At 60.7% G+C, this 23,483-nt stretch carries 19 protein-coding genes and 1 pseudogene; 16 read left to right on the top strand and 4 right to left on the bottom strand.

Annotation, left to right across the window (positions count from 1 at the left end):
* The first annotated feature begins 9 nt into the window (after window positions 1-9).
* The 3 genes from M2334_RS03170 to M2334_RS03160 are packed head-to-tail and all read left to right on the top strand — an operon-like array spanning window position 10 to window position 3,821.
* Window positions 10-1,332: a DUF1552 domain-containing protein gene (locus tag M2334_RS03170; protein ID WP_181560655.1), complete on the top strand. Its 1,323-nt coding sequence runs from the start codon at window positions 10-12 to the stop codon at window positions 1,330-1,332.
* Entirely contained in the window at window positions 1,332-2,936 is a 1,605-nt protein-coding gene (locus tag M2334_RS03165; protein ID WP_264604754.1) for an ankyrin repeat domain-containing protein, read from the top strand. The genes M2334_RS03170 and M2334_RS03165 overlap by 1 nt, the downstream gene beginning before the upstream one ends.
* Before the next feature lie 42 nt (window positions 2,937-2,978).
* Window positions 2,979-3,821 carry a c-type cytochrome domain-containing protein gene (locus tag M2334_RS03160; RefSeq protein WP_264593837.1) on the top strand — a complete coding sequence of 281 codons (843 nt, stop codon included), beginning with the start codon at window positions 2,979-2,981 and terminating at the stop codon, window positions 3,819-3,821.
* Window positions 3,822-4,028: 207 nt separating this feature from the next.
* Here M2334_RS03160 and M2334_RS03155 read toward each other — a convergent pair whose 3' ends face one another.
* Both M2334_RS03155 and M2334_RS03150 read right to left on the bottom strand, forming a co-directional pair.
* Window positions 4,029-6,470, bottom strand: a complete 2,442-nt coding sequence (locus tag M2334_RS03155) for a TonB-dependent receptor (protein ID WP_264593836.1) — start codon at window positions 6,468-6,470, stop codon at window positions 4,029-4,031.
* Window positions 6,471-6,777: 307 nt separating this feature from the next.
* Window positions 6,778-7,758, bottom strand: coding sequence for a MarR family winged helix-turn-helix transcriptional regulator (locus tag M2334_RS03150; RefSeq protein ID WP_264604753.1), 981 nt, complete (start codon window positions 7,756-7,758; stop codon window positions 6,778-6,780).
* 216 nt (window positions 7,759-7,974) lie between these two features.
* Between M2334_RS03150 and M2334_RS03145 the strand changes: the two genes are divergently transcribed.
* From M2334_RS03145 to M2334_RS03130, 4 genes are all read left to right on the top strand, one after another.
* A complete protein-coding gene (locus M2334_RS03145; RefSeq protein ID WP_264585791.1) occupies window positions 7,975-8,877 on the top strand; it encodes a 3-keto-5-aminohexanoate cleavage protein in 903 nt (300 codons plus the stop codon).
* 85 nt (window positions 8,878-8,962) lie between these two features.
* Window positions 8,963-11,182, top strand: a complete 2,220-nt coding sequence (locus M2334_RS03140) for a TonB-dependent receptor (protein WP_264593835.1) — start codon at window positions 8,963-8,965, stop codon at window positions 11,180-11,182.
* A gap of 68 nt (window positions 11,183-11,250) precedes the next feature.
* On the top strand, window positions 11,251-12,420 hold the full coding sequence (locus M2334_RS03135) for an MFS transporter (protein WP_264593834.1): 1,170 nt from the start codon (window positions 11,251-11,253) through the stop codon (window positions 12,418-12,420).
* Window positions 12,421-12,444: 24 nt separating this feature from the next.
* Complete coding sequence (locus M2334_RS03130; RefSeq protein ID WP_264604752.1) at window positions 12,445-13,221, top strand: helix-turn-helix transcriptional regulator; 777 nt, start codon at window positions 12,445-12,447, stop codon at window positions 13,219-13,221.
* 139 nt (window positions 13,222-13,360) lie between these two features.
* On the opposite strand, the gene M2334_RS03125 is transcribed toward M2334_RS03130, so the two are convergent.
* On the bottom strand, window positions 13,361-13,873 hold the full coding sequence (locus M2334_RS03125; protein WP_413716134.1) for an IS5 family transposase: 513 nt from the start codon (window positions 13,871-13,873) through the stop codon (window positions 13,361-13,363).
* Window positions 13,874-14,404: 531 nt separating this feature from the next.
* On the opposite strand from M2334_RS03125, the gene M2334_RS03120 reads away from it, so the two are divergent.
* The 8 genes and pseudogenes from M2334_RS03120 to M2334_RS03095 all read left to right on the top strand — a co-directional run bounded on the left by M2334_RS03120 (window position 14,405) and on the right by M2334_RS03095 (window position 20,271).
* Window positions 14,405-15,682, top strand: coding sequence for a class I SAM-dependent methyltransferase (locus tag M2334_RS03120; RefSeq protein ID WP_264593832.1), 1,278 nt, complete (start codon window positions 14,405-14,407; stop codon window positions 15,680-15,682).
* A 139-nt stretch (window positions 15,683-15,821) separates the two neighbouring features.
* Complete coding sequence (locus M2334_RS03115) at window positions 15,822-16,718, top strand: GDP-mannose 4,6-dehydratase (protein WP_264593831.1); 897 nt, start codon at window positions 15,822-15,824, stop codon at window positions 16,716-16,718.
* Window positions 16,719-16,793: 75 nt separating this feature from the next.
* Window positions 16,794-17,759 carry a DUF4214 domain-containing protein gene (locus M2334_RS03110; RefSeq protein ID WP_264593830.1) on the top strand — a complete coding sequence of 322 codons (966 nt, stop codon included), beginning with the start codon at window positions 16,794-16,796 and terminating at the stop codon, window positions 17,757-17,759.
* 281 nt (window positions 17,760-18,040) lie between these two features.
* A pseudogene (locus M2334_RS03105) lies at window positions 18,041-18,779 on the top strand (IS5 family transposase); the annotation flags it as partial.
* 171 nt (window positions 18,780-18,950) lie between these two features.
* Entirely contained in the window at window positions 18,951-19,367 is a 417-nt protein-coding gene (locus M2334_RS03100) for a hypothetical protein (RefSeq protein ID WP_264593829.1), read from the top strand.
* Entirely contained in the window at window positions 19,261-19,542 is a 282-nt protein-coding gene (locus M2334_RS16710) for a glycosyltransferase (protein ID WP_413716101.1), read from the top strand. The genes M2334_RS03100 and M2334_RS16710 overlap by 107 nt, the downstream gene beginning before the upstream one ends.
* Window positions 19,539-19,739 carry a glycosyltransferase gene (locus tag M2334_RS16705; RefSeq protein WP_413716100.1) on the top strand — a complete coding sequence of 67 codons (201 nt, stop codon included), beginning with the start codon at window positions 19,539-19,541 and terminating at the stop codon, window positions 19,737-19,739. Before M2334_RS16710 ends, M2334_RS16705 begins: the two co-directional genes overlap by 4 nt.
* 127 nt (window positions 19,740-19,866) lie before the next feature.
* The gene (locus M2334_RS03095; protein WP_264593828.1) at window positions 19,867-20,271 is read left to right on the top strand and encodes a hypothetical protein; all 405 of its coding nucleotides are present in this window, start codon (window positions 19,867-19,869) and stop codon (window positions 20,269-20,271) included.
* 527 nt (window positions 20,272-20,798) lie between these two features.
* On the opposite strand, the gene gmd is transcribed toward M2334_RS03095, so the two are convergent.
* Window positions 20,799-21,836 carry a GDP-mannose 4,6-dehydratase gene (gene gmd, locus M2334_RS03090; protein ID WP_264593827.1) on the bottom strand — a complete coding sequence of 346 codons (1,038 nt, stop codon included), beginning with the start codon at window positions 21,834-21,836 and terminating at the stop codon, window positions 20,799-20,801.
* A 583-nt stretch (window positions 21,837-22,419) separates the two neighbouring features.
* Here gmd and M2334_RS03085 point away from each other — a divergent pair.
* Window positions 22,420-23,409, top strand: coding sequence for a glycosyltransferase family 4 protein (locus M2334_RS03085; RefSeq protein WP_264604751.1), 990 nt, complete (start codon window positions 22,420-22,422; stop codon window positions 23,407-23,409).
* The last annotated feature ends 74 nt before the right edge of the window (window positions 23,410-23,483 follow it).

The raw sequence follows: 23,483 nt of genomic DNA, 5'->3' as shown, positions 1-23,483 counted from the left end.
GAGACGTCGATGACCTACCTTACCCGCAAATCGCTTTCGCGCCGGACCGTGCTTCGCGGGGCCGGCGCCTGTCTTGCGCTCCCCTTCCTGGAATCGATGATACCCGCCGCATCGTCCGGGCTGCCACCGGCGCGGACGCGGCTCGGCTTCTTCTATGTGCCCCATGGCGCGGTGATGGACAGGTTCCGCCCGGCAACGCTGGGCGCCGGCTTCGAGCTGTCGCCCACGCTGCGCCCGCTGGCTGCCTTTCATGACAAGATCAACGTCATCAGCGATCTGACGCTGCCGCTCGCTTACACGCAGGATGCCTCGGCTGCGGCCAATCACAGCAGTTCCTCCGCCGTCTACCTCTCCGGCACGGCGATGACCAAGAATGTAAACAAGCTCGGCATGACGGCGGATCAGGTCGCTGCCAAGCATCTGGGTCAGGATACGCCTCTGCCCTCGCTCGAACTCGGCATCGAGGAGCCCTCGGCGATCTGCGGCGAAGGCTGGAGCTGCGCCTATCGCGACACGATCAGCTGGCAGGACGCCAACACGCCGCTGCCGATCCAGCGCAACCCGCAACTGTTGTTCGAGCGCCTGTTCGGCGCCGGCGGCACGCCGGAGGAACGCGCGGCGATCTGGAGTGAATCGCGCAGCATGCTGGACACGGTGACCGACCAGACGCGCAAGCTCTCAGCCGATCTGCCGGCCGAGGACCGGCGGCGGCTCGACCAGTATCTGACCGATGTGCGCGAGGTCGAACGGCGGCTGGAACTCACCCAGGCACAGACCAGCCACGATATCGTGGTGCCGGAAAAGCCGATCGGCATTCCCGAGGATTTCGAGACGCACATCAAGATGATGTTCGATCTGCAGGTGCTGGCATGGCAGACCGAGCTGACCCGCATTTCCACGTTGATGCTGGCGGTCGAGAACAGCAACCGCATCTACCCGGGCAGCGGCGTAATGGAGAGCTTCCACCCGCTTTCGCACCACAGCAACGTCCCGGCCAACAAGGACAGGCTGGCGCAGCTCAATGCCTATCACGTCTCCATGTTCGGCTATCTGCTCGACAAGATGGCCAGCACGCCGGATGGCAATGGCTCGCTGCTCGACAACAGCATCCTGATGTGGGGCAGCGGGATGAGCGATTCCAACGTTCATAATCACGGCCCCCTGCCGATTGTCCTCGCGGGCGGCGGCTCGGGCAAGATCGCCGGCAAGCGCCACATTAGCGGCGGCGTCGGCAAGGATCGTCCGCTCTCCAACCTGCTGCTCTCCATCCTGCAAAAGGCGGGCGCACCGGTGGAAAGCTTCGGCGACAGCGACGGCACGATCGACATCTGATGCCCGCCACAAGCAAACGCATCGCGCTGGCAGGCCTGGCGCTCCTGGCGCTCGCCCTTATCGCCTTCCTGCTGCTGCGTCCGCAGCGCCCCGTGCTGCCGCCGGCCAAGGCGCAGGAGCTGGGCGTGCAGATGGCCTCGGCGGCGCGCGACAATCAGCTAAAGCGCATGTACGAGCTGGTCGATAGCGGCGCTAATCTCGATGCCCGCTCGCCCGACGGCACGCCCGCGCTGCACTGGCTGGCGCGGCGCAACCTCGCGGACGATGTCGACCGCCTGCTTGATCTTGGCGCCAATGCGGGGCTCGCGAACGAATATGGCCTGACGCCCTTGCATGTGGCCGCCGAGTTCGGCGCGTCCGCAGTGCTGCGCCGCCTGCTCAAGGCCGGCGCGCCTGCGGATACCCTCTCCCACACCGGCCAGACCGCGCTCATGATTGCCGCAGGCGAGGGCGACGGCGCCAACGTCAAGGCGCTGCTGGCGGCTGGCGCGAACCCCAATTTCACCGACAAGGCCTATGGCCAGACCCCGCTGATGCTCGCGGTGCGTGGCGGCAGCGTGGAGGCGGTGCAGGCGCTCATCGAAGCCGGCGCCAACGTCAACGCCGCCACGAAGCTGGGCAAGAAGCCGGAGTTCCGCGCGCCGGGCGAAGGCGGCGGCTCGCATGGCGACGGCATCGTGCGCGGCGGCGTGCCGCCCGAGGGTTCGCGCGCCGAGTGGCCCGGCAAGATCACCCCGCTCCACCTCGCCGCCCGCGAGGGCACGGTCGAGATGGCCAAGGCGCTGGTCGAGGCCGGCTCGAAGATCGAGCAGCCCGAGGCCAATGATGCGCGCCCGCTGCTCGTGGCGGTGCTCAATGACAATGTGCCGGTCGCCCAATATCTGCTGGACAAGGGCGCCAATCCCAACGCCGCCGATTGGTACGGCCGCACGCCGCTCTGGGCCGCTGTCGACGTGCGCAACATGGAGCTGGATACCGACACCGCCAAACAGAAGGGCGTGGATCGTCCCCGTGCGCTCAAGTTCATCGGCGCGCTGCTCAACAAGGGCGCCAACCCCAATGCGCGGGTGATGCGCTATCCGCCGACCCGCTTCTGGCTGCTGACGGCTGGCTCCCTGTCCTGGGTCGATTTCACTGGGCAGACGGCGTTTCTGCGTGCCGCCCTTTCCGGCGATGTGGACGCCATGAAGCTGCTCGCCAGCAAGGGCGCCGACCCCAATATCACGACGAACAACGGCACGACGCCGCTGATGGCCGCCGCCGGCATCAACTGGGTGTTCTTCCAGACGTTCGACGAGGGCGAGGACAAGCTGCTCGAAGCCGTGCGCCTTTGCCACGAGCGGTTCGGGCAGGATCTGAACGCGACGAATGCCATGGGGCTGGCCGCCGTTCATGGGGCTGCCAATCGCGGATCGAACAAGATCCTGGCCTATCTGGCGAGCAAGGGCGCGCGCTTCGACATTCGGGATGCCGAGGGCCGCACGCCCTACACGTGGGCGAAGGGCGTATTCCTGGCGACGACCGCCGCAGAACCGAAGCCGGAGTCCATGAAGCTGATCGAGCAGGTCTGCGCGCGTACCGGGCAATCCTGCGGCATCAACTGACATCGTCCGGACACAGCGGACCGCATCATTCGGGGGATTTTCGTGCAGGACTTCATCTTCTTCCTCGGTCGCTTCCACGTTCTCGTGCTGCACCTGCCGATCGGCATTCTGATGCTGGCGATCGGACTGGAGATCGCGACGCGCTGGCCGCGCTTCGCCGCCCTGCGTCCTGCCGTCCCGGCGACATGGCTGATCGGCGCGCTCTGCGCCTTTCTGACCGTGACATTGGGCTATATGCACGCGAGCGAGCCCGGCTTCACCGGCGAGGCGGTCAACTGGCACCGCTGGAGCGGCGTGCTGCTGGCAGCCAGCGCGCTGCTGGTCTGGGCCTGGCAGCGCGAATTCCCGAACATCTATGACCGAGGCTGGCCGCTCGCCTGCCTGATCACCGGCGGGTTGCTCGTGGCCACCGGCCATTTCGGCGGCAATCTGACGCACGGCCCTACCTACCTCACCGAATTCGCGCCCGGCCCGCTACGCTCTGGCCCCGGTGGCCGGCCTCCGGTGACCAATGTTGCCGATGCGGACATCTTCCTCGATGTGGTCCACCCTACCCTGCAGACGCGCTGCGCCTCCTGCCACAATGATGACAAGCGCCGCGGCGCCCTCTCCATGGCGACCTACAAGAGCCTGATGGAAGGCGGCGAGAGCGGCGCGGTGATCGATCCGGGCGAGAAGCAGCGCAGCGACCTGTATCGCCGCATCACCCTGCGTGCCGACCACAAGGACTTCATGCCCAAGAACGGCCGCACGCCGCTCACCCCGGATGAAGTTGCGGTCATCGGCTGGTGGATCGAGGCCGGCGCCCTGCCGGAAGGCACGGTGGGCAAGCTGAATGCACCCGAGGACATCCGCGCCAAAATCGCCAAGGTGCTCGGCCTTTAACCGCAAGCGGCCAGGCGAGACCCGCCGGGCTTGTCTTCAAAATCTCACAACGATCCCGCTGGCGGATGTGGGCCCCTGCCGATCCACGCCCCGCCGCTCGTGCAATGGCCCAGCCGTTCCAAGCCCAGCCTCATAAAAAACGGGCGGATCGATTACCCGATCCGCCCGCCGCAATGTTGTTAGCGGGTGCGGGGGCACCCGCCCCCGTCAGAAGTCGTAACGGATCGACGCGCCGATCATGCGTGGCTTTCCGCGCACCACCGAGAGCATGTTGCGCGGCGGCGCGCCCACGCCGGTGGGCGTGAAGCTGTCGAAATAGGCCCCGCCGAAGCGGGTGGCACCGGTTGCGTAGGTCTTGTCGAACAGATTATTCGCGAAGACCGAGATCACCACCGGCACGTTCTTCGGCATGAAGCGAACGCGGGCGTTGACGAGGCTATAGGCCGGAAGCTGATACTTCGAATCTGGGTTGTCGAGGTTCAGCGTGGCCTGATCGTCGGTGTAGCTCCAGTTCATGTTGACCGTGAACTCGCCGAATTCGGCTGGCACATTGAGCGTTCCGCCGAGGCTCAATTGCTTGCGCGGGATATCCGGGAAGAGGAAGGGCCCGCCATTACGAACCGGATCGAGCTTGACGCCGGTCAGCGAGCCGCTGGCATCGAGCGAGAAGTTCCGCGAGAGGCGCAGGCGGCTATCCAGTTCAAGTCCGTAAACGTCGATGTCGCCGGCGTCGACAACCTGAAGGTTGAACCCCAGCGGGCAGGACGGCCCCGTCGTGCAGGTCACGCGACGCGCTGACTGCCGGTTGCCCCATTGCATGTAGAAGACGGTCGGATTGACGATGAACGCCCGGTTGAAGAGCGCCATACGCAGGCCGACTTCATAGTTACGGACGGTCTCGGGCGGCACGGTCGGCACGCCGTCGCCGCTCTGCGCCGGGCCGGGAATGTTGTCGGCGATCGAGAAGCTATAGAGGCCCGCCTTGTACGCCTTGGAAATCGTCGCATAAGCGAGGATATCCGGCGTGATCTTGTAATCGATGGTCGCGCGATAATCGACCTGCTGCCAATGTCGCGAACTGTCCACGAAGGTCGATGTTGTGCCGGGCGCCGGCGTGAAGTCCGACGAGGCATATTCGATCGATTCGATCCGCTTGCGGTCATACGCATAGCGCAGGCCGCCCGTAAAATTGAGCCGGTCGGTCACGTGCCAGGTCGCGCTGACGAAGGCACCGAAAGAGTTGGCCACCTGCGTCGTGTCGGCGTCCTGCCGGCGGACCAGGCCGCCATCGGCATTGCCGTTAGGGCTGTTCGGATAGACGCTGGTGCCCTTGCGGGTAATGGTTAGGCCCTGCTCATCCGACTTTTCGTAGAAATAATTGAGGCCACCGACGACATCGAGCGCGCCACCGAACGGCGCCGCGTTGAGCTGCAGTTCCTGATAGAAAACCCTCGACCCGGTATCGAGCTTGCGATTTTCCGTGCCCAACTGCTGATAATCGATCACCCCGTTGAAATCGAGCTTCGACAAGCCCGAGGTCGAGGACAGGGTCACATCATCGGACAGCTCGTAGGACATTCGCAGATCGGCCTGCCAATAGACCGACGTGTTCCGCTGCACGCACTCTTCGCCGAAGTCGGGATTGAAATCATCGAGCAGGCAGATGTCGTGCTGGCGATATTTGTCGCCGGTCACCACGCGCGGATCGTTATAAGGCGCAATCGGCGCCTGACCGACGGACTTGAAGGCATCGTTGAGCCAGTCGCCATAATTGCCCTGAATGCCGACAAAGCCCGGGGCGGGCTCGATGCCCGGTCGCAGATCGAGCTCCTCGGTGACGATCGGCGACCCGTTGGCGCGGGAATCGGTGTAGAGAAAACCCAGCGTGGCACTGAAGCGGTCATTGGGTTCGTACAACGCCTGCACGCGCCCGACATAGTCCGTGGACGCGCCGTTCTTCTCGGTACCGCGCTGCACCCATCCGCCCTGATGCAGATAGGCGCCCTGCGCGCGCACGGCCAGCGTATCGCCGATGGGAATATTGATCGCGCCGACGATATCCGCCCGGTCATAATTGCCGGCCGTCACCTGCGCATAGCCTTCCGTCTCGCCGAGGCGCGGCTGCTTGGTGAAGTAACGCACCGCACCGCCCGTGGAGTTGCGGCCGAACAGCGTGCCCTGCGGGCCGCGCAGCACCTCGATCCGGTCGATATCGATCACTTTGAGAACCGAGCCGGCGGTGCGCGGCATGTAGATGCCGTCGATATACAGGCCCACGCCGCGCTCGCCGAGTGCGCCACCGCCGCCGCCGATGCCGCGGATCGTGAAGGAGGGGGTGGATGTGCTGCCGCCGCGCTGCGGGGCGATGCTGAGATTGGGTGTCTGGTTGGCCAGATCCTCCAGATCCTCGATGCCGCGGGCTTCCACCATTTCTTCGTTCACGGCGACGATCGAGAGCGGGGTATCCTGCAGGTTCATCGCGCGCCGCTCGGCGGTGACGACGATGTCATGGATGACGGAGGTCTTGTCCTCATCGTCATTATCAACGTCTTGCGCGGAAACCGGAGAGACGCCGCCCGCCCCCATCAACGCGGCGCCAGCCAATAGCAATCCATTGCGCCGCAAGGGCGCCCGTCGAACGATCTGCATGTAACCTCCCCTAGATGGAAACCTCTGGCTTCCGGCCCCGCACCTTGTCGGTGACCGAAGCAGGGAGGGGTATTGCAGGCCAATTATCGATGCACAAGAGTTTTGTTGATTTTGATAACGAAATGGATCATCCGTTCAGGCAGATAGCTTGACGAGGTCTCGAACAGCCAAAACAGTTTCCCAGAAACCAGCGGCATTCCAGCCAGAATCAGCACGTCACGCACATCTGCGCGACGCGTTTCTGCCTAAATGCTGTTGTTGATTTGAATACCGCCGAACGATCGCCGGGGACCGGTTGATCGATCGATCAGCCGCGCGCCATCGCGCGCGCATTTTCCATCAGCAAAGTGAGGACGGCGCGATAGCGGGCCTCTTCTCCGGGCTCCAGAACCCCCAGCAACCGCGCGTCCCGATCAGCCTCCGCCGTGGTCAGCAGGCGCCACAAGCCGCGCCCCTCCGCCGAGAGATCGAGCAGGATGTCGCGGCGGCCCGGCACTTTCGTGCGGTTGACCAGCCCGATGCTCTCGATGCGCGTCAACGCGCGCACGATCTGGCTCTTGCTGGCCCCCGTCGTGCGCGTCAGGCTGAGCTGGGTCATCGGCTCGTTCTTGCCGATCAGCAGCAGCATATCCGCCTCAAAAGATGAAATCGCTCCGACCCGCTTGGCCAGCAGGGTGGCGGTGCGGTTGAGATAGGAGGCCAGCGTCGTCAATGGCGGCAGAACCATCACATGGACGCGCGCATCGGCAATGCCCGGCTCGTTTCGTTCATTGGGGCGCCGCTCCGACTTGCGCTCCGCCCCCGGCTCCTGCGTCCCGCCGGACAGCTGGATTTCCGCGTCGAGCATCGCCGCTGCCTCGTCGATCATGAAGCGGGTCGCGCGGATGAAAAAGTCCCGCGTTGGCGCATCGAGCCCGCCGCAGACCTCCACATTGCGAGCAATGGCAACCGCGAGGATTTCCTCGTAGACCGCCCGGCCCTTCTCGGTGAATTCCGCCTTGGAGCGCACGTCGGGACGGTGCACGAGGCCCTTGGCGGTCAGGTGCGCCAGCGACCGACTGATCTGCGCGCGCTGAATGCCCGAGAGGCGCGCAATCTGCGTGAAGGTCACCTTGCCCCGGCGACCGATCAAAGACAGCAGCCGCCGATCGAGATTGGCAAGATCCAGCTCGGCATCGATCTGCCGTGCGCTGGACATTTGCGCGGTCGCCAGAAGACTGTTGATCAGCCTGCCAAAAGGCGTGCGCTCGGGCGCCTTGCCAGCGGATAATTCCGGTTCTCGCGACATGATGCGCGTTATGCAATGAAACGCGCCAAAGCCAACCGGAAATCGCGAGCGCGGGGAGATCAGGGCGGGACACTAGGGTAGCGAACTGGTCACCAGCTTGCTGCGAGACCGGCTGCTTGGACCTGACTCATTGCCCCGATCCTGTCCTTCATCCGAAGGACAGACGGCGCGGCGGCGCTTCCATATGGCTCCAGACATCATCTGGAGAAAAGCGGAATGCTGGCTGACAACAAGGTCATAATTACAGTCGCGATCAACGGCGGAATGCAGCAGGACCGCGATGGAGCGGTGGTGCCCAAGCAGCCGGTCGAGATCGGCGAAGCGGCCGCGCGTTGCTATGAGGCGGGCGCGGCGATGGTGCATTTTCACGCACGCGGCCCCGATGGCATGAACAGCGGCGATCCCGCGATCTATGCCGAGGCGATCCGCGAAATTCGCGCCCGTTCGCCGATCCTTGTGCAGACCACCAACGGCATTGGCGTTCGCCGGGACAAACTGACCGGGCAGTTGCACTGGCCATCGGACAAGGAGCGGCTCGGTATTCTCTCCATTGAGCCGTCGCAGGACTTGTTCGGCATCGCCGCGGGCTCGGCGGATTTCTACAATCCGGGCGGCAATTATCCGGGCGAAACGCCCTATGTGAATTCGCCCGAACTGCTCAAGAGCACGATCAAGGCGGTCTATGAACGCGGCTCGGCACTTGAATATGAAGTGGTGGAAGCCAGCGCCCTCCATCGCCTGCTGCGCTATGCCAATGAGGGCATTTTCGATCGTGATCGGGACAATATGTGGCTGCTCCATGGCGGTGGCTTCGGGGCAACGCCGGCGATCGCTCGCAATGTGATCTTCTCGATCGATGAGGGCCTGCGGCTTTTCCCCAAGGCCATCGTCGGCGTCACCGCCACCGGGCAGGACATGTTCCGCTTCGTCACCCTGGGCATCGCCATGGGGTGCGATCTCGTGCGCGTCGGCCTGGAAGACAGCCTGTACATGCCGGACGGCTCAATCGCGCGGGACAATACCGACATGGTGCGCGCCGCGACGCAGATCGCGGCGCTCTATGGCGCAAAGCCCGCGACGGTCGAGGAAGCCCGGGCAAGGTTCGGCCTCAAATCATGAGGCCGCCTGTCCTTCGGATGAAGGACATATTTCGGCCCGCAGAGCCGCTACGTCACAAGAATAAACAGAAACAAAGGGAGATTGTATGTCGAGCCGGCTAATCGTGCTGTTATCGGGCACAGCCCTGAGCATCATGCCCGCCCTTGCGCATGCGCAAGCCGTCACGGCTGCTGCCCCACAGGATGGCGCAGCAGGGCTTGAGGATATCGTCGTCACGGCGCAGCGGCGGGAAGAGAATCTGCAGCGCGCGGCCGTCTCTGTCACCGTCCTTTCCGGCGAAAATCTGACGACGCGAGGCGTGACCACGGCAGCGGCGCTGACCCAGGTGGCTCCTGCGCTGCAGGTCACGGCCGGAACCGGGCCCTATACCGTCCTGACGGTCCGGGGCGTCAGCAACTTTGGCGGCAACGCCTTCTCCGACCCGGCCATCGCCGTCAATTTCTCAGGCGTGTATCTTGCCAGTCCCACGGCGGTGCAGGGCCTGTTCTATGATCTTGAGCGCGTCGAGGTGCTGAAAGGCCCGCAGGGCACATTATATGGCCGCAACGCGACGGGCGGCGCCATCAATATCCTGCCGCAGCACGCCCGCATCGGTGAGCGTGGCGCGCAACTCAATTTTGAGGTCGGCAATTATGCGCGGGTTGCCGCGTCCGGCGCTGTCAACCTCCCGGTCGGCGAGACCAGCGCCTTCCGCGCCGCCTTCCAAATCCTGCAACGCGATGGCTTCTTCTCGGACGGGCTCGACGATGAGCGCGGTCAGGCCGTCCGTCTCTCCTACCGGCTCCAACCGAGCAGCGCCGTCACCATCGACATCGTCGGGGATTATACCCATCAGGGCGGCCGCGGCGGCGGCTCGACGGTGCGCAAGCGCTGCGGGCCGGACATCTGCTATTTCGGCGACCCACGCACCAGCCTATCCCAACAGGATGCGGCATTTGCCCCACTCGCGCGGCAGACCGACAATTCGTTCATCGACAGCGACTATTATGGGCTGCTCGCGAACGTGAATGTCGAGACCGATGCCGGCACGCTGACGCTGATCCCCGCTTATCGAACATCCAGGCTGAGCTACAACAGCGCCCAGACCGGCTTCCAGATCATCGAGCAGCAGCAGCCCGAGCAGATCTCCATGGAAGCGCGGCTCGCCTCGCCATCGGGCAACCGCTTTGGCTGGCTCGTCGGGGGCTATTATCTCGACACGCATGTCACCGCCCGCTCCAATACGGAAAGCGCGGCCGCCCTCACCTATAGCGATCAGATCATCGACACATCGGGCAAGACCGCCGCCGGTTTCGGCCAATTGACCTTTGCGATCGTGCCCACATTCCGCGTGACCGGGGGCCTGCGCTACACCTGGGAGCGCAAGACCAGCGACAGCGAGCGGTACACCATCCGCAATGCTCCGGGGCCGGACCCGGTCATTCCCCTCGTCCCGGTCGGCGCGCCGGCATTTGTGGTCGATCGATCGCTGACCTTTGAAGCGGTCACATGGCGTGCCGGCCTTGAGTTTGATGCGGGGCCGCGCTCGCTGATCTATGCCAATGTCGGCACCGGTTTCAAAGCGGGCGGTTTCTTCCTCGGCCCGCCGGGCGCCAACAGCTTCGAGCCGGAAAAGGTGACCGCCTATACCATCGGCACGAAGAACCGCTTCCTCGACAACCGCCTGCAACTCAACGTGGAGGCGTTCCTGCTGGATTATAAGGATCAGCAGCTCGGCTATGTGAAGCTCATTCCCCCGGCGGTGGTTCTGGTGACGGAGAATATCGGCCAGGTTCGCACCAAGGGCGTGGAGGCCGAAGCAGAACTGCTGGTCTCCCCGACCACCCGGATTGGGCTGCAGGCCCAATGGCTGGATGCCCGGGTGAAAAAGCTCGTCTATAATTCGGTTTCGACCCCCGGCCCGACCTCACAATGCCGCACCGCCGGCACCACGGTCGATTGCAGCGGGCTTCGCGCGCTCAAGTCGCCGGAGTGGGTGGTCGCCGCCTCGCTGGAACAGAGCTTTACGCTCGGATCGGGCGACCGCATCATCGCGAACATCTTCAGCCGCTATGAAGGGCCGCGCGAGCTGGATCTGGCCTACACGCCGGAAACGCGCGTTGGCGGATCGACCCGGACGGATGCAGTTCTGACCTATGCGTTCGAGGGCAAGGGCATGAGCATCAGCGCATTCGTCAACAACATCGAGGATGACGTCGTCGTCAACAATGTGGCGCCAAACCCGGCCTATTCGACCATTGGTGTGGTCGCGACGTCGCTTCGCCCGCCACGGACCTACGGCGTGCGACTGTCGGGAACCTTTTGATTTCACCCGCATCACTCCAACGGCCAGGTGCGAAAGCCTCGACGCTTCTGATCGTGTCGATCTGTGCGATGGTCTATTTTCTGGACGGGCTGGTCCACACGATCATGGGGCCGCTCGCTCCCGAATTCGCGCCGATGCTCGGCCTTGGTGATGCCGATCTCGGTCCGATCTTTTCGGCCAACCTGATCGGCCAGTGCATCGGCCTGATTGCGTTTCCTCCGCTGGCCGCGAGATTTGGCGACCGGTGGACGGTGGGGCTGACCCTCGCCGGCTTTGGCGCCGCTCAGGCCTTGACGGGTCTGGCGAACAGTGGGGAGCAGTTGTTCTGGATGCGGCTGATAACCGGCGTCCTGTTGGGTGGCTGCCTGCCGAGTTGCCTTGCAATCGTCACCGCAGCCGCCCCCCTCGAACGCCGTGGCCTGGCGATCACCTTCCTGTTCACCGGCTACGGCCTCGGCGCCACCATCGCGGGCATCGTCGCCATCGCCTTTACCGGACTAGGCGGCTGGCGCGTGGCGATGGGCGCCGTGGGACTGCTCTGCCTTGCAACCTCCGTCATCACCATCATGGTTCTGCGGGACGCCGAGGCGGTAGCACCGCAAAGCGATGCGCCGCAGCCCACCGCCAGCCCCTTGAGCCTCCTGGCGCCAAACTATCGGCTGGGCACGCTGATGCTATGGCTCGTCTTCATTGCCATGCTGACCATCAGCTACTGCCTCAGCTCGTGGCTGCCGGTTCTGCTCGTCCGCCTCGGCTATGCGCCGGCCTTCGCAGCCTTGGCGCTCTCCATTTTTTCCTTCGGCGGCATCGCTGCGGCGCTCTGCATGGGGCTTTTGATCGACCGCTACGGCGCCTATCGCGTTCTCGTCTCGTCCCTGCTCATCGCAGCAGCGTTCTTCTTCGTGGCCGGCCAGATTGGGGGCGCGTCCTCGGCCTTGATCCTTCAACTCGTGCTCGCGGCATGCGGCTTCTTTGCCCTCGGCGCTTATGGCGGCGTGAATGTCATCCTCGCCAGCTTCTACCCGCCGCGCCTGCGATCGACCGGTATCGGATGGGCCAAGAGTGTCGGCCGCATCGGAACGGTCGCGGCGCCGGTCCTGATTGGCACGCAGCTCGAGGCGGGCATTGCGGAGATCACCATTCTGGCCTCCTTTGCGGTGCCGGCCATCGCGGCAGCGATTGCGTTGATCGCCATGAAGGTGTTCAAGAGGCGTGGAGTCGCGACTGAGGGGGTATAATCCCAGAGGCGGCAGGAGAGCTGAATGTCCTACATCCGCAAGATCGAGGAATGGCGCGCCCCCGTCTCCATGGGTGCCATCTATGAACGCTTGCTGGAAACCGCCGGGACCGACCAGTTCGGCACCGCCGTCCATGATTCGGTGATGACGGTCACCGGTGGGGCGCGCAGAATTTACTTGTTCGAGGCGACGGGCAGAGAAACCAGCGAACTGCAATATTTCTTCGGCGAGCCACGCGTGGAAGCGATGCTGCCGGCCTACAGCCAGCATTATCACAATATCGACCCGGTGTGCGACGCCTATAGCGCAGCGCCATGCGTGAGCGACCTTGCCATCCAGCGCATCCGGCCGCCGGACATCAGCTCCGATGAGTTCCGCAGGCGCTTCTTCGATCAGGCCGGTATCGTTGAGCGCGTCTCGATCATCCAGCGCGGACCACAGGCCTGGCGCGTCATCAATGTCGCGCGCCATCGCTCCACCGGCCTGTTTACGGATAGCGAGCTGGACGCGTTGGTGGGTCTGGCCCGCCTGGCGCTGCCGATGCTGCCCCTCAACCGCAGGCGCGACCTTTCCTGCTTCTCCTCCGCCCAGCACATCGAAAGCCGACTGCGGCACCTCTTCCCAAATCTGACGCGGCGCGAGCGGCAAGTCTGCGCCCGCGCAACCGCCGGCATGTCGGTCGAGGCGACAGCGCTGGATCTGGGTATCGCGAAAACGAGCGTCATGACCTACCGAAAGCGCGCCTACCAGCGACTGGGGATCAGCAGCGTGCCGGAATTGTGTGCGCTGGCAGCGCATTGATCTGGGTGAGGAAAGGCGCTGGAAAAGGCTGGCGGAATTACGCGGACGTCTGTTTATGGCTGAGGGACGTGCGGAGTTGCTTAGGTCGTAGACTCACAAGCGCGCAGCCAAAGGCGCACTGAGGCGAGTTGGTCCCCAGCTAGGCCGTAGACTCGTAAGCTCGCAGCCACAGCCGCATTGAGGCGAGCTGGACCATGGCGAGGAAGTTGACTGCGAGCTTGTCGTAGCGGGTGGCGACACGGCGGAAGTACTTCAGCTTGGAGAAAAAGCGTTCGATCAGATTGCGCTCGCGGTAGAGGCGCTTGCTGAAGCAGGGCTTCCAGCGCCGGTTGCTCTTCGGCGGGATGTTGGGCGTGGCGCCCTGGTCCTGGATCAGCTCACGGATGCGGTCGGCGTCGTAGGCTTTGTCCGCGAGCACGATGGTGCGGGGCCCGAGGTGGTTGAGCAGCGTGTCAGCGATCTGCCCGTCGTGCGTCTGCCTAGCCGTCAGACCGAGCCGGATCGGGAGGCCCTGCGCGTCGACGACGACGTCGATCTTGGTCGTGAGCCCGCCGCGTGATCGACCGAGACAGTGATCTGCCCCCCTTTTTTCCACTTTCGAAAATCGAAGGTCTTGAGCGTTAGCGGCAGGGCTGCCACGTTGGGCGCCCAGAATTTGGTCGGGCCGCCGCCGAGCTTGCCCGGCGCGTAAAGAGGCATGGCGGGCAGCGTTTCCCGCGTAGCGTGGTGACCGTCTCAACGATAAGTTACCCCGAGCGCATGCGCACGGCGACCTGTAGCCTGGATAAGGGAGCCCTGACGTGATGAGGGACTCAGAGCCATAGCATGACGCCAAACTGCCTGACGGTTGCCGGATCGAGCGCGAGCAAGTCGCATCGAGACTCTCGATCAGATGCAAATATGTCGCGCATGACGTCGAAACCGTCGTGTGCGCCCCAACCGGACCCGGACCAACAAAAAGGATCGGTCACTAACACGTGAGCGGCGCGGCGATTTTCCACTTAACCTCTCGCATCGGGAAACGAGATCCCTTGATCATCCGCAAGTGAACGATAATGACGTGCGGGCCAAGGTCTTTTCGGCGGCTGCGTGGGAAAAGGTACGGCTCACCGGCATTTGACCGTAGTTAGGGTGAGGGAGGCGTTGCCGCCGCCAGCGAAATTCAATAGAGCCGCCCGGTCAGATGGCGCCGCCGTTCAACGCTAATTTAATGGAGAATTTGATGCAAGCCTATAAGCCCCTGGAACGTTGCCGCGTATCAAAGTCTGACAATCTTATATCGGTGCTGAATCTGGGCCAACAGGAACTGACCGGCGTGTTCCCAAAAAGCGCGGATGAAACGGTAACGCGCGGCCCGCTCGAGCTGGTGCTATGCCCGGAAAGCGGATTGCTGCAGCTCAATCATACCTATGACACTTCAGAAATGTACGGGGACAACTACGGCTACCGATCTGGCCTCAATAAATCTATGGTCGAGCACTTGACGGCCAAAGTCCGATATCTCGAAAAGCTCGCTGATCTGAAGGCCGGCGATACCGTTCTCGACATCGGTTCGAATGACTGCACTACGCTGAAGGCGTACGACAGGCCTTCGCTGAACCGTATTGGCATCGATCCTACCGGCGCCAAGTTTGCGGCCTACTATCCGGATGACGTCAAGCTGGTGCCAGACTTCTTCTCGGCAGCTGCATATGCCTCGACCGGTGCGCAGCCGGCGAATATCATCACCTCCATCGCGATGTTCTACGATCTCGACGATCCGATCGCCTTCGCGCAACAGATCGCCCAGTGCCTGGCGCCGGGTGGCATCTGGCATTTCGAGCAGAGCTATATGCCCTCGATGCTTCGCCTGAATTCGTACGACACGATCTGCCACGAGCATCTTGAATATTATTCGCTCGGCGTTGTGCGTCTGATCCTTGAGGCAGCGGGTCTCAAGATCGTCGACGTGGTAATGAACAACATCAACGGCGGTAGCTTCGCAGTGACTGCCGCGCACAAGTCAAACACGAGCGTCCGCGTGAATGAGGCGGTCGTGAACTGGTTGCTCGAGCAAGAAGACCGTATGGGCATCAATACGCCCAAGCCGTACCGCGAGTTCGAGGAGCGGGTGTTCCGCCATCGCGACGACCTGGTGCGCTTGATCCGCGCTCTGCGCGGCGACGGCAAGACGGTGCTAGGTTACGGTGCATCGACGAAGGGCAATGTTGTCCTGCAGTTCTGCGGTTTCACCACGGAAGATATTCCCGCGATTGCCGAGGTTAATCCCGAAAAGTTTGGAAAAGTAACGCCCGGTACGCACATCCCAATCATCAGCGAAACTGACGCTCACGCGATGAAGCCGGATTATTATCTGGTCCTGCCTTGGCACTTCAAGGACGGTATCGTCCGGCGGGAGCAAGAATACCTCAATTCAGGCGGCAAGTTCATCTTCCCCTTCCCCGAAATCGAGATCGTCTGACGCAAGATCGGACTGGTGTCGCATGTCTTAAAGGAGTCGGCGGAAACGTCGGCTGGGAGCGGAAAATGAAACATGAGCGATTGAACGTGGTGCGGGTCAGAAAGGGTCCGCGACACGTAGCCTTAAGGTATGTCGGCACATGAAGGCTTTGATCACCGGCATCGGAGGTTTCACTGGCCGTTACCTCGCGCAAACCTTGCTCGCGCGGGGCATCACCGTGGTCGGACTGTCGCACTCCGACTGTACGCTTCCCGGCGTAGAAATGATCCATGTGGGCGACATGACGGACGGCGCGATGGTCAGCGACATCGTGGCACGCGAAAAACCCAATTATGTCGTACACTTGGCCGCAATCTCCTTCATCCTCCACAGCAATGTAGAGGAAATATATCGCACGAACGTGATCGGAACGCGCAACCTTCTGGCGGCGCTTGCGGGAAGCGGCGAGCCGCTGTCCGCCGTGCTGGTGGCGAGCAGCTCGAATGTTTACGGCAACCGGACGGAAGGGATTATGCGGGAGGATTCCCCTATCGATCCAGTGAACGATTATTCGGTGAGTAAAGTGGCTACCGAACTTGTGGCTGGCCTTTTTAAAGACAAACTGCCGCTCATCGTGGCCCGCCCTTTCAACTACACCGGAATCGGTCAATCCCGGGATTTTCTCATACCTAAGATCATCGCGAGCATTCACGCCGGTGACGACACGCTGTCGCTTGGCAACCTCGACGTCGCAAGGGATTTCTCGGATGTGCGCTTCGTGTCGGAGGCCTATTCTAGGCTCCTGACTTGTCCCAACGCCATTGGTGCAACCGTGAATGTCAGTTCCGGCCGCGCATATCGGTTGTCTGCCATTCTGGAAATGGTTTCCCGGATCGTCGGCTACGACTTGAAGGTCCAGGTCGATCCGACTTTGGTTCGCGCCAACGACGTCAAGCAGTTATGGGGAGATTCATCGCGACTCGAAACACTCGTTGGCCCTCTCCAGAGGATCGAGTTGGAAGACACGTTGCGCTGGATGATTTCCGGGCCGCTGTGAGTTATGTAGCTGGTGAGTGGCGTGGCGCAACGTGATGGTTGCCGTCTGGCAGAAATGCCTTTTGGAAGCGTATAGATGGTAGAGCGATATCGACACCGGAAACCTGCAGGATCGGTGCGGCAATTACTTGGTTTGAGCGACGATGCCTTTATCGACAGCGCATACCTGACCTTACTTGGACGCCCTGCGGACGAAGTAGGACGGGCACATTATGCGGACGCCCTAAGAATGGGTGAGAGCAGGCTGCGTATCATTGTCCAGCTCCATGAATCCAGAGAAGGTAGAGCATTCGATGCTCAGATCGAAGGACTTAAACAGGCAAGGCTTTTTGCGCGACTGTCCAAATTTTCGTCGGGAATAACTTATTGGAAAAAGAGACGGAAAGCCCATAAAATTCTGTCTCTGCGTTCGTCGGCCTCCAATATCAGTTGTCGCGGGGCCAAAGTGGTTTCTGCCTACGATCTCCTCAATTTCTGGGACGAGGATTTTGTCAAGGCAGCGTATCTAGCTATTCTAAAGCGGGAAGCTGACCCGGCCGGTCTCGCGCATTACGTGCTGCAGTTGCGCGGCGGCGTCGATCGGCGCCGTATTTTAGCCGATATGGCATCCTGCAAGGAGGGCCGGGCTGCGAACCTGCCCGGCCTTAGGTCGGTGGTTCGCTCGATCGAGCCTTACGGCAAGCTGTCACGCTTAATCGGCCGGTCCAATTCCAAGCCCGCGATGCAGTTTTCCGCGCTTCAGAACGCCCTGTACGCACAAGACGCGCGCGTTCAGACGCGCCTCGAGGCCCTGAAGCGACAACTCACAGAACTTCAAGGAGCGCAAGTGGCGCTCGGCAAGAAACTCGACGCTGGATTGATCGCGGCAGAAACCGGCGGACGTAGTACATTGCATGCGCAGGTTATCGCTCGCGGTAAAGCGCTGGCCTCGGCGCAACGCCTCAGGGGCGTTACCCGGCTAAGCGCGTGGTGCTGTTCTACGTCGATCACACGATCAAATGCCCCACTAGGTCGGGAACTCATAAATTTGCCCAGTGCTTAATTTGAGGCTGCGGGCAGGTCGACCTCTACTGCATGAGTTTGGGATGGGGTGAGTAGAAAGACCGCCGCGCTTGCCAAGCCGACAATCCCTCAAGCGTACCGCTGGGCACGGAGGTCGATGGCCGCCTTGGCTGTGCAGTAAATGGCGGCGGCAAGAGCCGCAAAATTCCAGAGGTAAGAGGTCCACATGTGGTTAGGCTATCAAGCCTGACGATGGTGGGCAACGTCGGCAAGAGTGGGTTCATGCTTCCATCTCGAGGCAGTTTCTGATTCAGGCCCTTCATGAGCCGATATGACCTTACCGACTTCGAGTGGCGCGTGATCGAACCGCTACCGCCCAACAAACCGAGAGGCGTGCCGCGCGTTGACGATCGCCGGGTGCTGAACGGGCATCTTCCGGGTGTTGCGCTCTGGTCCGCCATGGCGTGATCTGCCGGAGCGCTATGGCCCGCGCACGACCTGCTACAACCGCTTCGTGCGATGGCGGAAGGCGGGCGTCTCGGATGATGGATGCCATCACGGCTGCACATGACGGCGACATACAGACGATCGACAGCACTTCAGTTCGCGCCCATCAACAAGCTGCGACGGCAAAAAAGGGGGATCGAGATCATTGTCTCGGTCGTTCCCGAGGCGGCCTCACGACCAAAATCCACGCAGTCGTCGACGCGCAAGGGCTCCCGATCCGGCTCGGCTGACCGCCGGCCAAGCGCACGACGGGCAGGTCGCTGACACGCTGCTCGATCATCTCGGTCCGCACACAATCGTGCTGGCCGACAAGGCCTATGACGCTGGCCGCATCCGCGCCTTGATCGAGGATCAGGGCGCCACGCCGAACATCCCGGCGAAAATTAATCGAAAATGGAAACCCTGCTTCAGCAAGTGGCTCTATCGTGAGCGCAACCTGATCGAACGCTTCTTCTCAAAGCTCAAGCACATCCGGCGGGTTGCCACCCGCTACGACAAGCTCGCCGCCAACTTCCTAGCCATGGTCCAGCTCGCCTCAATGCGGTCGTGGCTGCGCGCTTATGAGTCTAAGGCCTACGACGCTATCCCCTATAAGCGCCGAGATCTATATAGCAAAGGATGGCACGCTAGCCACCGAGGCTGTATGTAAAATGTCGGGAATTTCAACAAGATTTACTCTATATCAAATACGGCTGCAACCGATCTTCAAAACTTCTTTCTTTCTTTGCCTGACAAGACGAGTAGTTTTGATCATCGTTTTAAAACGATAGCGCTGGCCTGCGAACTAAACGGCTATCAACGGGATAACTCTATCAAACGGGCTCAATCGGCGGAGATCCAGATCGTGTCGGTTGGATCGATCGAGCCTCGCAAGAACCATCTTGCGCTACTGGAAGTCTTCCAGCGCGCATCAAAGGTTTCTACGAAGCGACTATCTCTGAGGCTCGTAGGTAAAGCATCGTCAGCCTGGCCGACGCTTGCCGAGGAAGTCGCTATTCGGGTGAAGGCGATTTCGGATTGCGCGTGGCTGACCGATGTCGACGTGGGAAGAGTACGCGCGGGATATCATCGCGGATATAGCGTCGGAACGGTTGTCGGAAAACCTGGTAACTTTGACGGGGTCACCGGAAAACGTATATGAGGAGTTGCCACAGTTGAAGAGCAGTCCGCTGCTTTCACTGTGCATAAGCACGTACAACCGGGCTCGTTGGCTCAGCCTCAATTTGCAAAATATCTTTTCCCAGATCGATGGAGAATTGACGGATGTAGAGGTGTTGGTGGTCGATAACGCCTCTACTGATCATACCCAAATGTGATCGAGCCGTTTCTAGGTCATCGCAATTTTCGATACGTTCGAAATATTCGCAACGTTGGTATGCTTGGCAACCTGATGGTAACGGCTCACGAGGCACGAGGAGAATATATCTGGATATTGGGCGACGACGACCTCATTTATAATCGTGCATTTTCCAAATTAATCAGTATTACAAAAAATATCCTGACGTATCTATAATTTATCATAACTATGATTACACGTCTGAAAATGACCCAAAAAAAATGCGCGATCTCTCTATTTTTAGAATAATTTTCCCCAATTGCCTCGCCTTTTCCTGATCAAATTAGCACGGTCAGGTTTCTGGATGAATAACGAAAATCTTTTTACAGCGATTTACACCCTCATTTTGCGTCGCGATCATGCGATCCGAGCCTATTCTCAGGACACAGCCGGACGCGAATTTTCATCGATGCGAACCGCGATCCCGACAACTTATTACGTCGTCAACTACATGATGGAGGAAGATGCCTATTGGATCGGGGATTCGATCATTGTGGTCAATTTGAACGTTTCCTGGACCAAGTTCGCGGCGCTATTCATTCTGGAGCGCTTTCCCGAAGCGCATGATCTTGCAGACCGGCTGGGTGCGGATGGTCGTCAGGTAGACAAATGGCGCGCGCATGTCATGCAAGGCTTCCTGCATTGGTGGAATGAAATCCTGGGCGGTGATCCGGTCGGCAATGCGCCTATTTTTCGCCAGAGACAGTGATTATGCGCGTTAGGCACTTGGAAGAGTTTGAAAAAATATCGGAACAGCTCAAGCTGATCTATCCTCAAGCGCGCGCTTCGGATAAATCGTTGCTAAGACGCCGGTTGATATTCTCTTCGCGTCAATTCAGTGAGAATGGCCTGCGCGGCGAGCCGCATATAGGGATCAACGGCACGGCGCTGAGCTGGTCGGCTATCTTGCGCTCGTCGCAGGAACGGCGTGTTGAATGGCATTCATCGCTCCAGGCAAGCCATGCAGAACGGGTTTGCGGAAAGGCCTCCAGCAAGGATGCCCCAACGAGGCGCTTCCACCTCGGGGCCCTAGGCCCGCTTCGTACTCGAGACTAGCGTCACAGGTACAATTACGTCAGACCGCAGTCGAAACCGGGCGAGAAGCCCCGCCGGGATCGCCGGCCAGCATGGTTGGGCATGCCCTAAACCATGCTGGCATCAGTCCAACGATTTATCATGAAGGAGCACCACGCTGCGCCTGGCCGGTAACGTTTAGGGGCGCACGTCAAACGCACCTTAAAACGACCACCCCGCAGTGTTGCGGCGCATGTCAGCTTCCATCATCAGCTGTGCGAGCTCCTCTAGCTTGACTTTTGGTGTCCAGCCCAGCTCGCGTTCGGCCTTTCCAGCGTCCCCAATCAACAGGTCGACCTCCGCCGGGCGGTAAAAGACGGGATTGACGCGCACGAGTGTCTTGCCGCTTTTACGGTCGATTCCTTTCTCGTTTTCTTCCTTGCCCGACCAATCGAGCTCGATCCCGACATGGGCAAAGGCGAGTTCGACGAAGCGGCGGACCGGCTCGGTGCGGTTAGTCGCCAGGACGTAGGTGCCTGGGACGTCGTGCTGGAGCATCAGCCGCATGCCTTCGACATAGTCCTTGGCATAGCCCCAGTCGCGCTTGGCATCGAGATTGCCGAGTTCGAGAAGTTGGGCCTTGCCCTGCGCTATCTTAGCTACAGTGTCGGTAATCTTGCGCGTAACGAACTCACGGCCACGCAGCGGGGATTCATGATTGAACAAAATGCCGCTGGTTCCGAAAATATCGAAACTTTCGCGATAATTGACGGTCAGCCAATGCGCATAAAGCTTCGCCACGCCATATGGGCTGCGCGGATAGAAAGGAGTATCCTCCGTCTGCGGGATCGCTTGGACCTTGCCGAACATTTCGGACGTTGAAGCTTGGTAAAAGCGGATGTCGCGATTGACGGTGCGGATCGCCTCCAGAAGATAGGCGGCTCCCAGCCCGGTAATCTGACCTGTGGCAATCGGTTGGTCAAACGAGACACCCACAAAGCTCTGCGCTGCGAGGTTATAGACTTCGGTCGCCTCGGACGTTTCGATCAGTCTGATCGCCGAACCCATGTCTGTGAGATCGTATTCCACGAGCTTGAGCCGAGGATGGTTGGTGATTCCGAGCTCGTCTATCCGCCAGAAATTAACTGAACTGGTCCGCCGATATGTACCGTAGACGGTATAGCCGCTGCTCAACAGGTTTTCTGCCAGATATGCACCATCCTGGCCGCTGATTCCCGTAACGATGGCGGTCTTTGACATATTTTCGTCCCTTAATGATGTGGCATCGCGTCGATAGTGACGTTGCGCTCCAATAACCAGAGAGTTCGGTATGTATCAGCTTGAGGTTATCCAGCTCGAGGCGTCCACGATGGGCGTCAAGCCGTTGTCGCAGAACGCCGCCGTAGCCCTGCCCTCGAAAACCGCGATCAAAACAGATAGGTAGCCCGTCTCCAATATCTTCTTGAATTAGGCCACGATCCGGGACGTACTGTTATGTTGAACGCCCTCGTCTTCGCCCGCAAGGCCGCTCCCAAAGCGCGCGGTCATCGCAATGGCTTGTCGGATTCCCACTTAGGAGATAGAGATCAACCACACATTCGTTCTAGCCAATTAAAAGTCTAACTATTGCAGAAATCTCATAAGAAATTGGAACGCTTGATCGGCTTGGTTACCATGCCCCCCTCGAAGCCATGCTGCGGTGGATGATTGGGTCATAGGCATGCGACTTGGTATAACGGTCGATCCTCTTTCGCCAAATCTCACGGGTATCGGGCGCTATACCTGGCAATTGTGTCAGGGTCTCGCGGGTCACCCTGGGATCGACGATCTAACGTATTTCCTGATGGATCATTGGCATACCGACCCAAGCGGGCTGCTCACAGGCAAGGCGCGTCGACGCGCCGGGTCATTGATCCCCCGTTTAATACGGCGGCGACGCGCGCGCCAAGGGTTCGAAGAGCGCCTGATGCACGGGACCAATTATTTCCTTCCTGTGCAGGCAGAAAAAGGCGTGATCACAGTTCATGACCTCTCGATCTATCTGCATCCCGAAACCCACCCTTCCGAACGTATCCGCGATTTCGAGAAGAACTTCGAACGCTCGCTAGATCGCGCTACCCATGTCATCACCGATTCCGAGGCTACTCGGCGCGATCTCATCACGCATCTTTCCTATCCGGCCGCAAAGGTGAGCACGGTACATTTGGGGGTTTCCGAACGCTTTCGGCCGCAAGCCAGAGCAATGCTGGATCGAGATCTGCTGCGTCTTTTCGGGCGTCCAGTCGGCGATTACATCCTGTCGGTCGCTACCTTCGAGCCGCGCAAGCGAATCGAGGCAGCAATACTCGCCCATGCGCACTATTGCGACCGGACCGGCCATGATATCCCGCTTGTGCTGGTTGGGGCAAAGGGATGGGCGAATGACCGATTGCATGCGCTGATCGAGGATGAACAGCGCAAGGGCCGGTTGCTCATGCTGGGGTTCGTCGATGACGCGGATCTCCCGGCGATTTATGCTGGTGCGCGCCTTTTCCTTTACCCATCGATCTATGAGGGCTTTGGCCTTCCGCCAATCGAAGCGATGGCTTGCGGCATCCCGACGATCGTGTCCAATCGGTCGTGCCTGCCCGAGGTCACACGCGGCGCCGCAATGATGATCGACCCGGACGACGTCGATCGCCTCAGCGCCGGCATCGAGCGAGCTTTGAATGATGACATCTGGCGCGACGGCGCCATGCGAGCCGGACTGGCGGTGGGCGCGCACTATAGCTGGGCACGGTGTATCGAGCAAACCGTCGACGTGTACCGTTTATGTAATGACTTGATCGCCTAGCACTACATTGGCCCGAGTTCAGCTCGGGATTTGAACAAATACGACGTAATCGCGAGAGCGCTGGCCGCTAGTTC

The organism is Sphingobium sp. B11D3D, from assembly GCF_025961755.1.
Taxonomy (GTDB): Bacteria; Pseudomonadota; Alphaproteobacteria; order Sphingomonadales; family Sphingomonadaceae; genus Sphingobium.
Note: the sequence above shows the minus strand (reverse complement) of the source record. Positions and strands in the feature narration are given on the sequence as shown.

What these genes read in the sequence shown, in the direction of transcription:
- M2334_RS03120 (WP_264593832.1), top strand. Translation starts at nt 14,405, where the DNA reads ATGGCGCCGCCGTTCAACGCTAATTTAATGGAGAATTTGATGCAAGCC.
- M2334_RS03130 (WP_264604752.1), top strand. Translation starts at nt 12,445, where the DNA reads ATGTCCTACATCCGCAAGATCGAGGAATGGCGCGCCCCCGTCTCCATG.
- M2334_RS03085 (WP_264604751.1), top strand. Translation starts at nt 22,420, where the DNA reads ATGGATCATTGGCATACCGACCCAAGCGGGCTGCTCACAGGCAAGGCG.
- M2334_RS03170 (WP_181560655.1), top strand. Translation starts at nt 10, where the DNA reads ATGACCTACCTTACCCGCAAATCGCTTTCGCGCCGGACCGTGCTTCGC.
- M2334_RS16710 (WP_413716101.1), top strand. Translation starts at nt 19,261, where the DNA reads ATGTCGACGTGGGAAGAGTACGCGCGGGATATCATCGCGGATATAGCG.
- M2334_RS03115 (WP_264593831.1), top strand. Translation starts at nt 15,822, where the DNA reads ATGAAGGCTTTGATCACCGGCATCGGAGGTTTCACTGGCCGTTACCTC.
- M2334_RS03095 (WP_264593828.1), top strand. Translation starts at nt 19,867, where the DNA reads ATGAATAACGAAAATCTTTTTACAGCGATTTACACCCTCATTTTGCGT.
- M2334_RS03150 (WP_264604753.1), bottom strand. Translation starts at nt 7,758, where the DNA reads ATGTCGCGAGAACCGGAATTATCCGCTGGCAAGGCGCCCGAGCGCACG.
- M2334_RS03110 (WP_264593830.1), top strand. Translation starts at nt 16,794, where the DNA reads ATGGTAGAGCGATATCGACACCGGAAACCTGCAGGATCGGTGCGGCAA.
- M2334_RS03145 (WP_264585791.1), top strand. Translation starts at nt 7,975, where the DNA reads ATGCTGGCTGACAACAAGGTCATAATTACAGTCGCGATCAACGGCGGA.
- M2334_RS03155 (WP_264593836.1), bottom strand. Translation starts at nt 6,470, where the DNA reads ATGCAGATCGTTCGACGGGCGCCCTTGCGGCGCAATGGATTGCTATTG.
- M2334_RS03165 (WP_264604754.1), top strand. Translation starts at nt 1,332, where the DNA reads ATGCCCGCCACAAGCAAACGCATCGCGCTGGCAGGCCTGGCGCTCCTG.
- gmd (WP_264593827.1), bottom strand. Translation starts at nt 21,836, where the DNA reads ATGTCAAAGACCGCCATCGTTACGGGAATCAGCGGCCAGGATGGTGCA.
- M2334_RS03135 (WP_264593834.1), top strand. Translation starts at nt 11,251, where the DNA reads ATGGTCTATTTTCTGGACGGGCTGGTCCACACGATCATGGGGCCGCTC.
- M2334_RS03140 (WP_264593835.1), top strand. Translation starts at nt 8,963, where the DNA reads ATGTCGAGCCGGCTAATCGTGCTGTTATCGGGCACAGCCCTGAGCATC.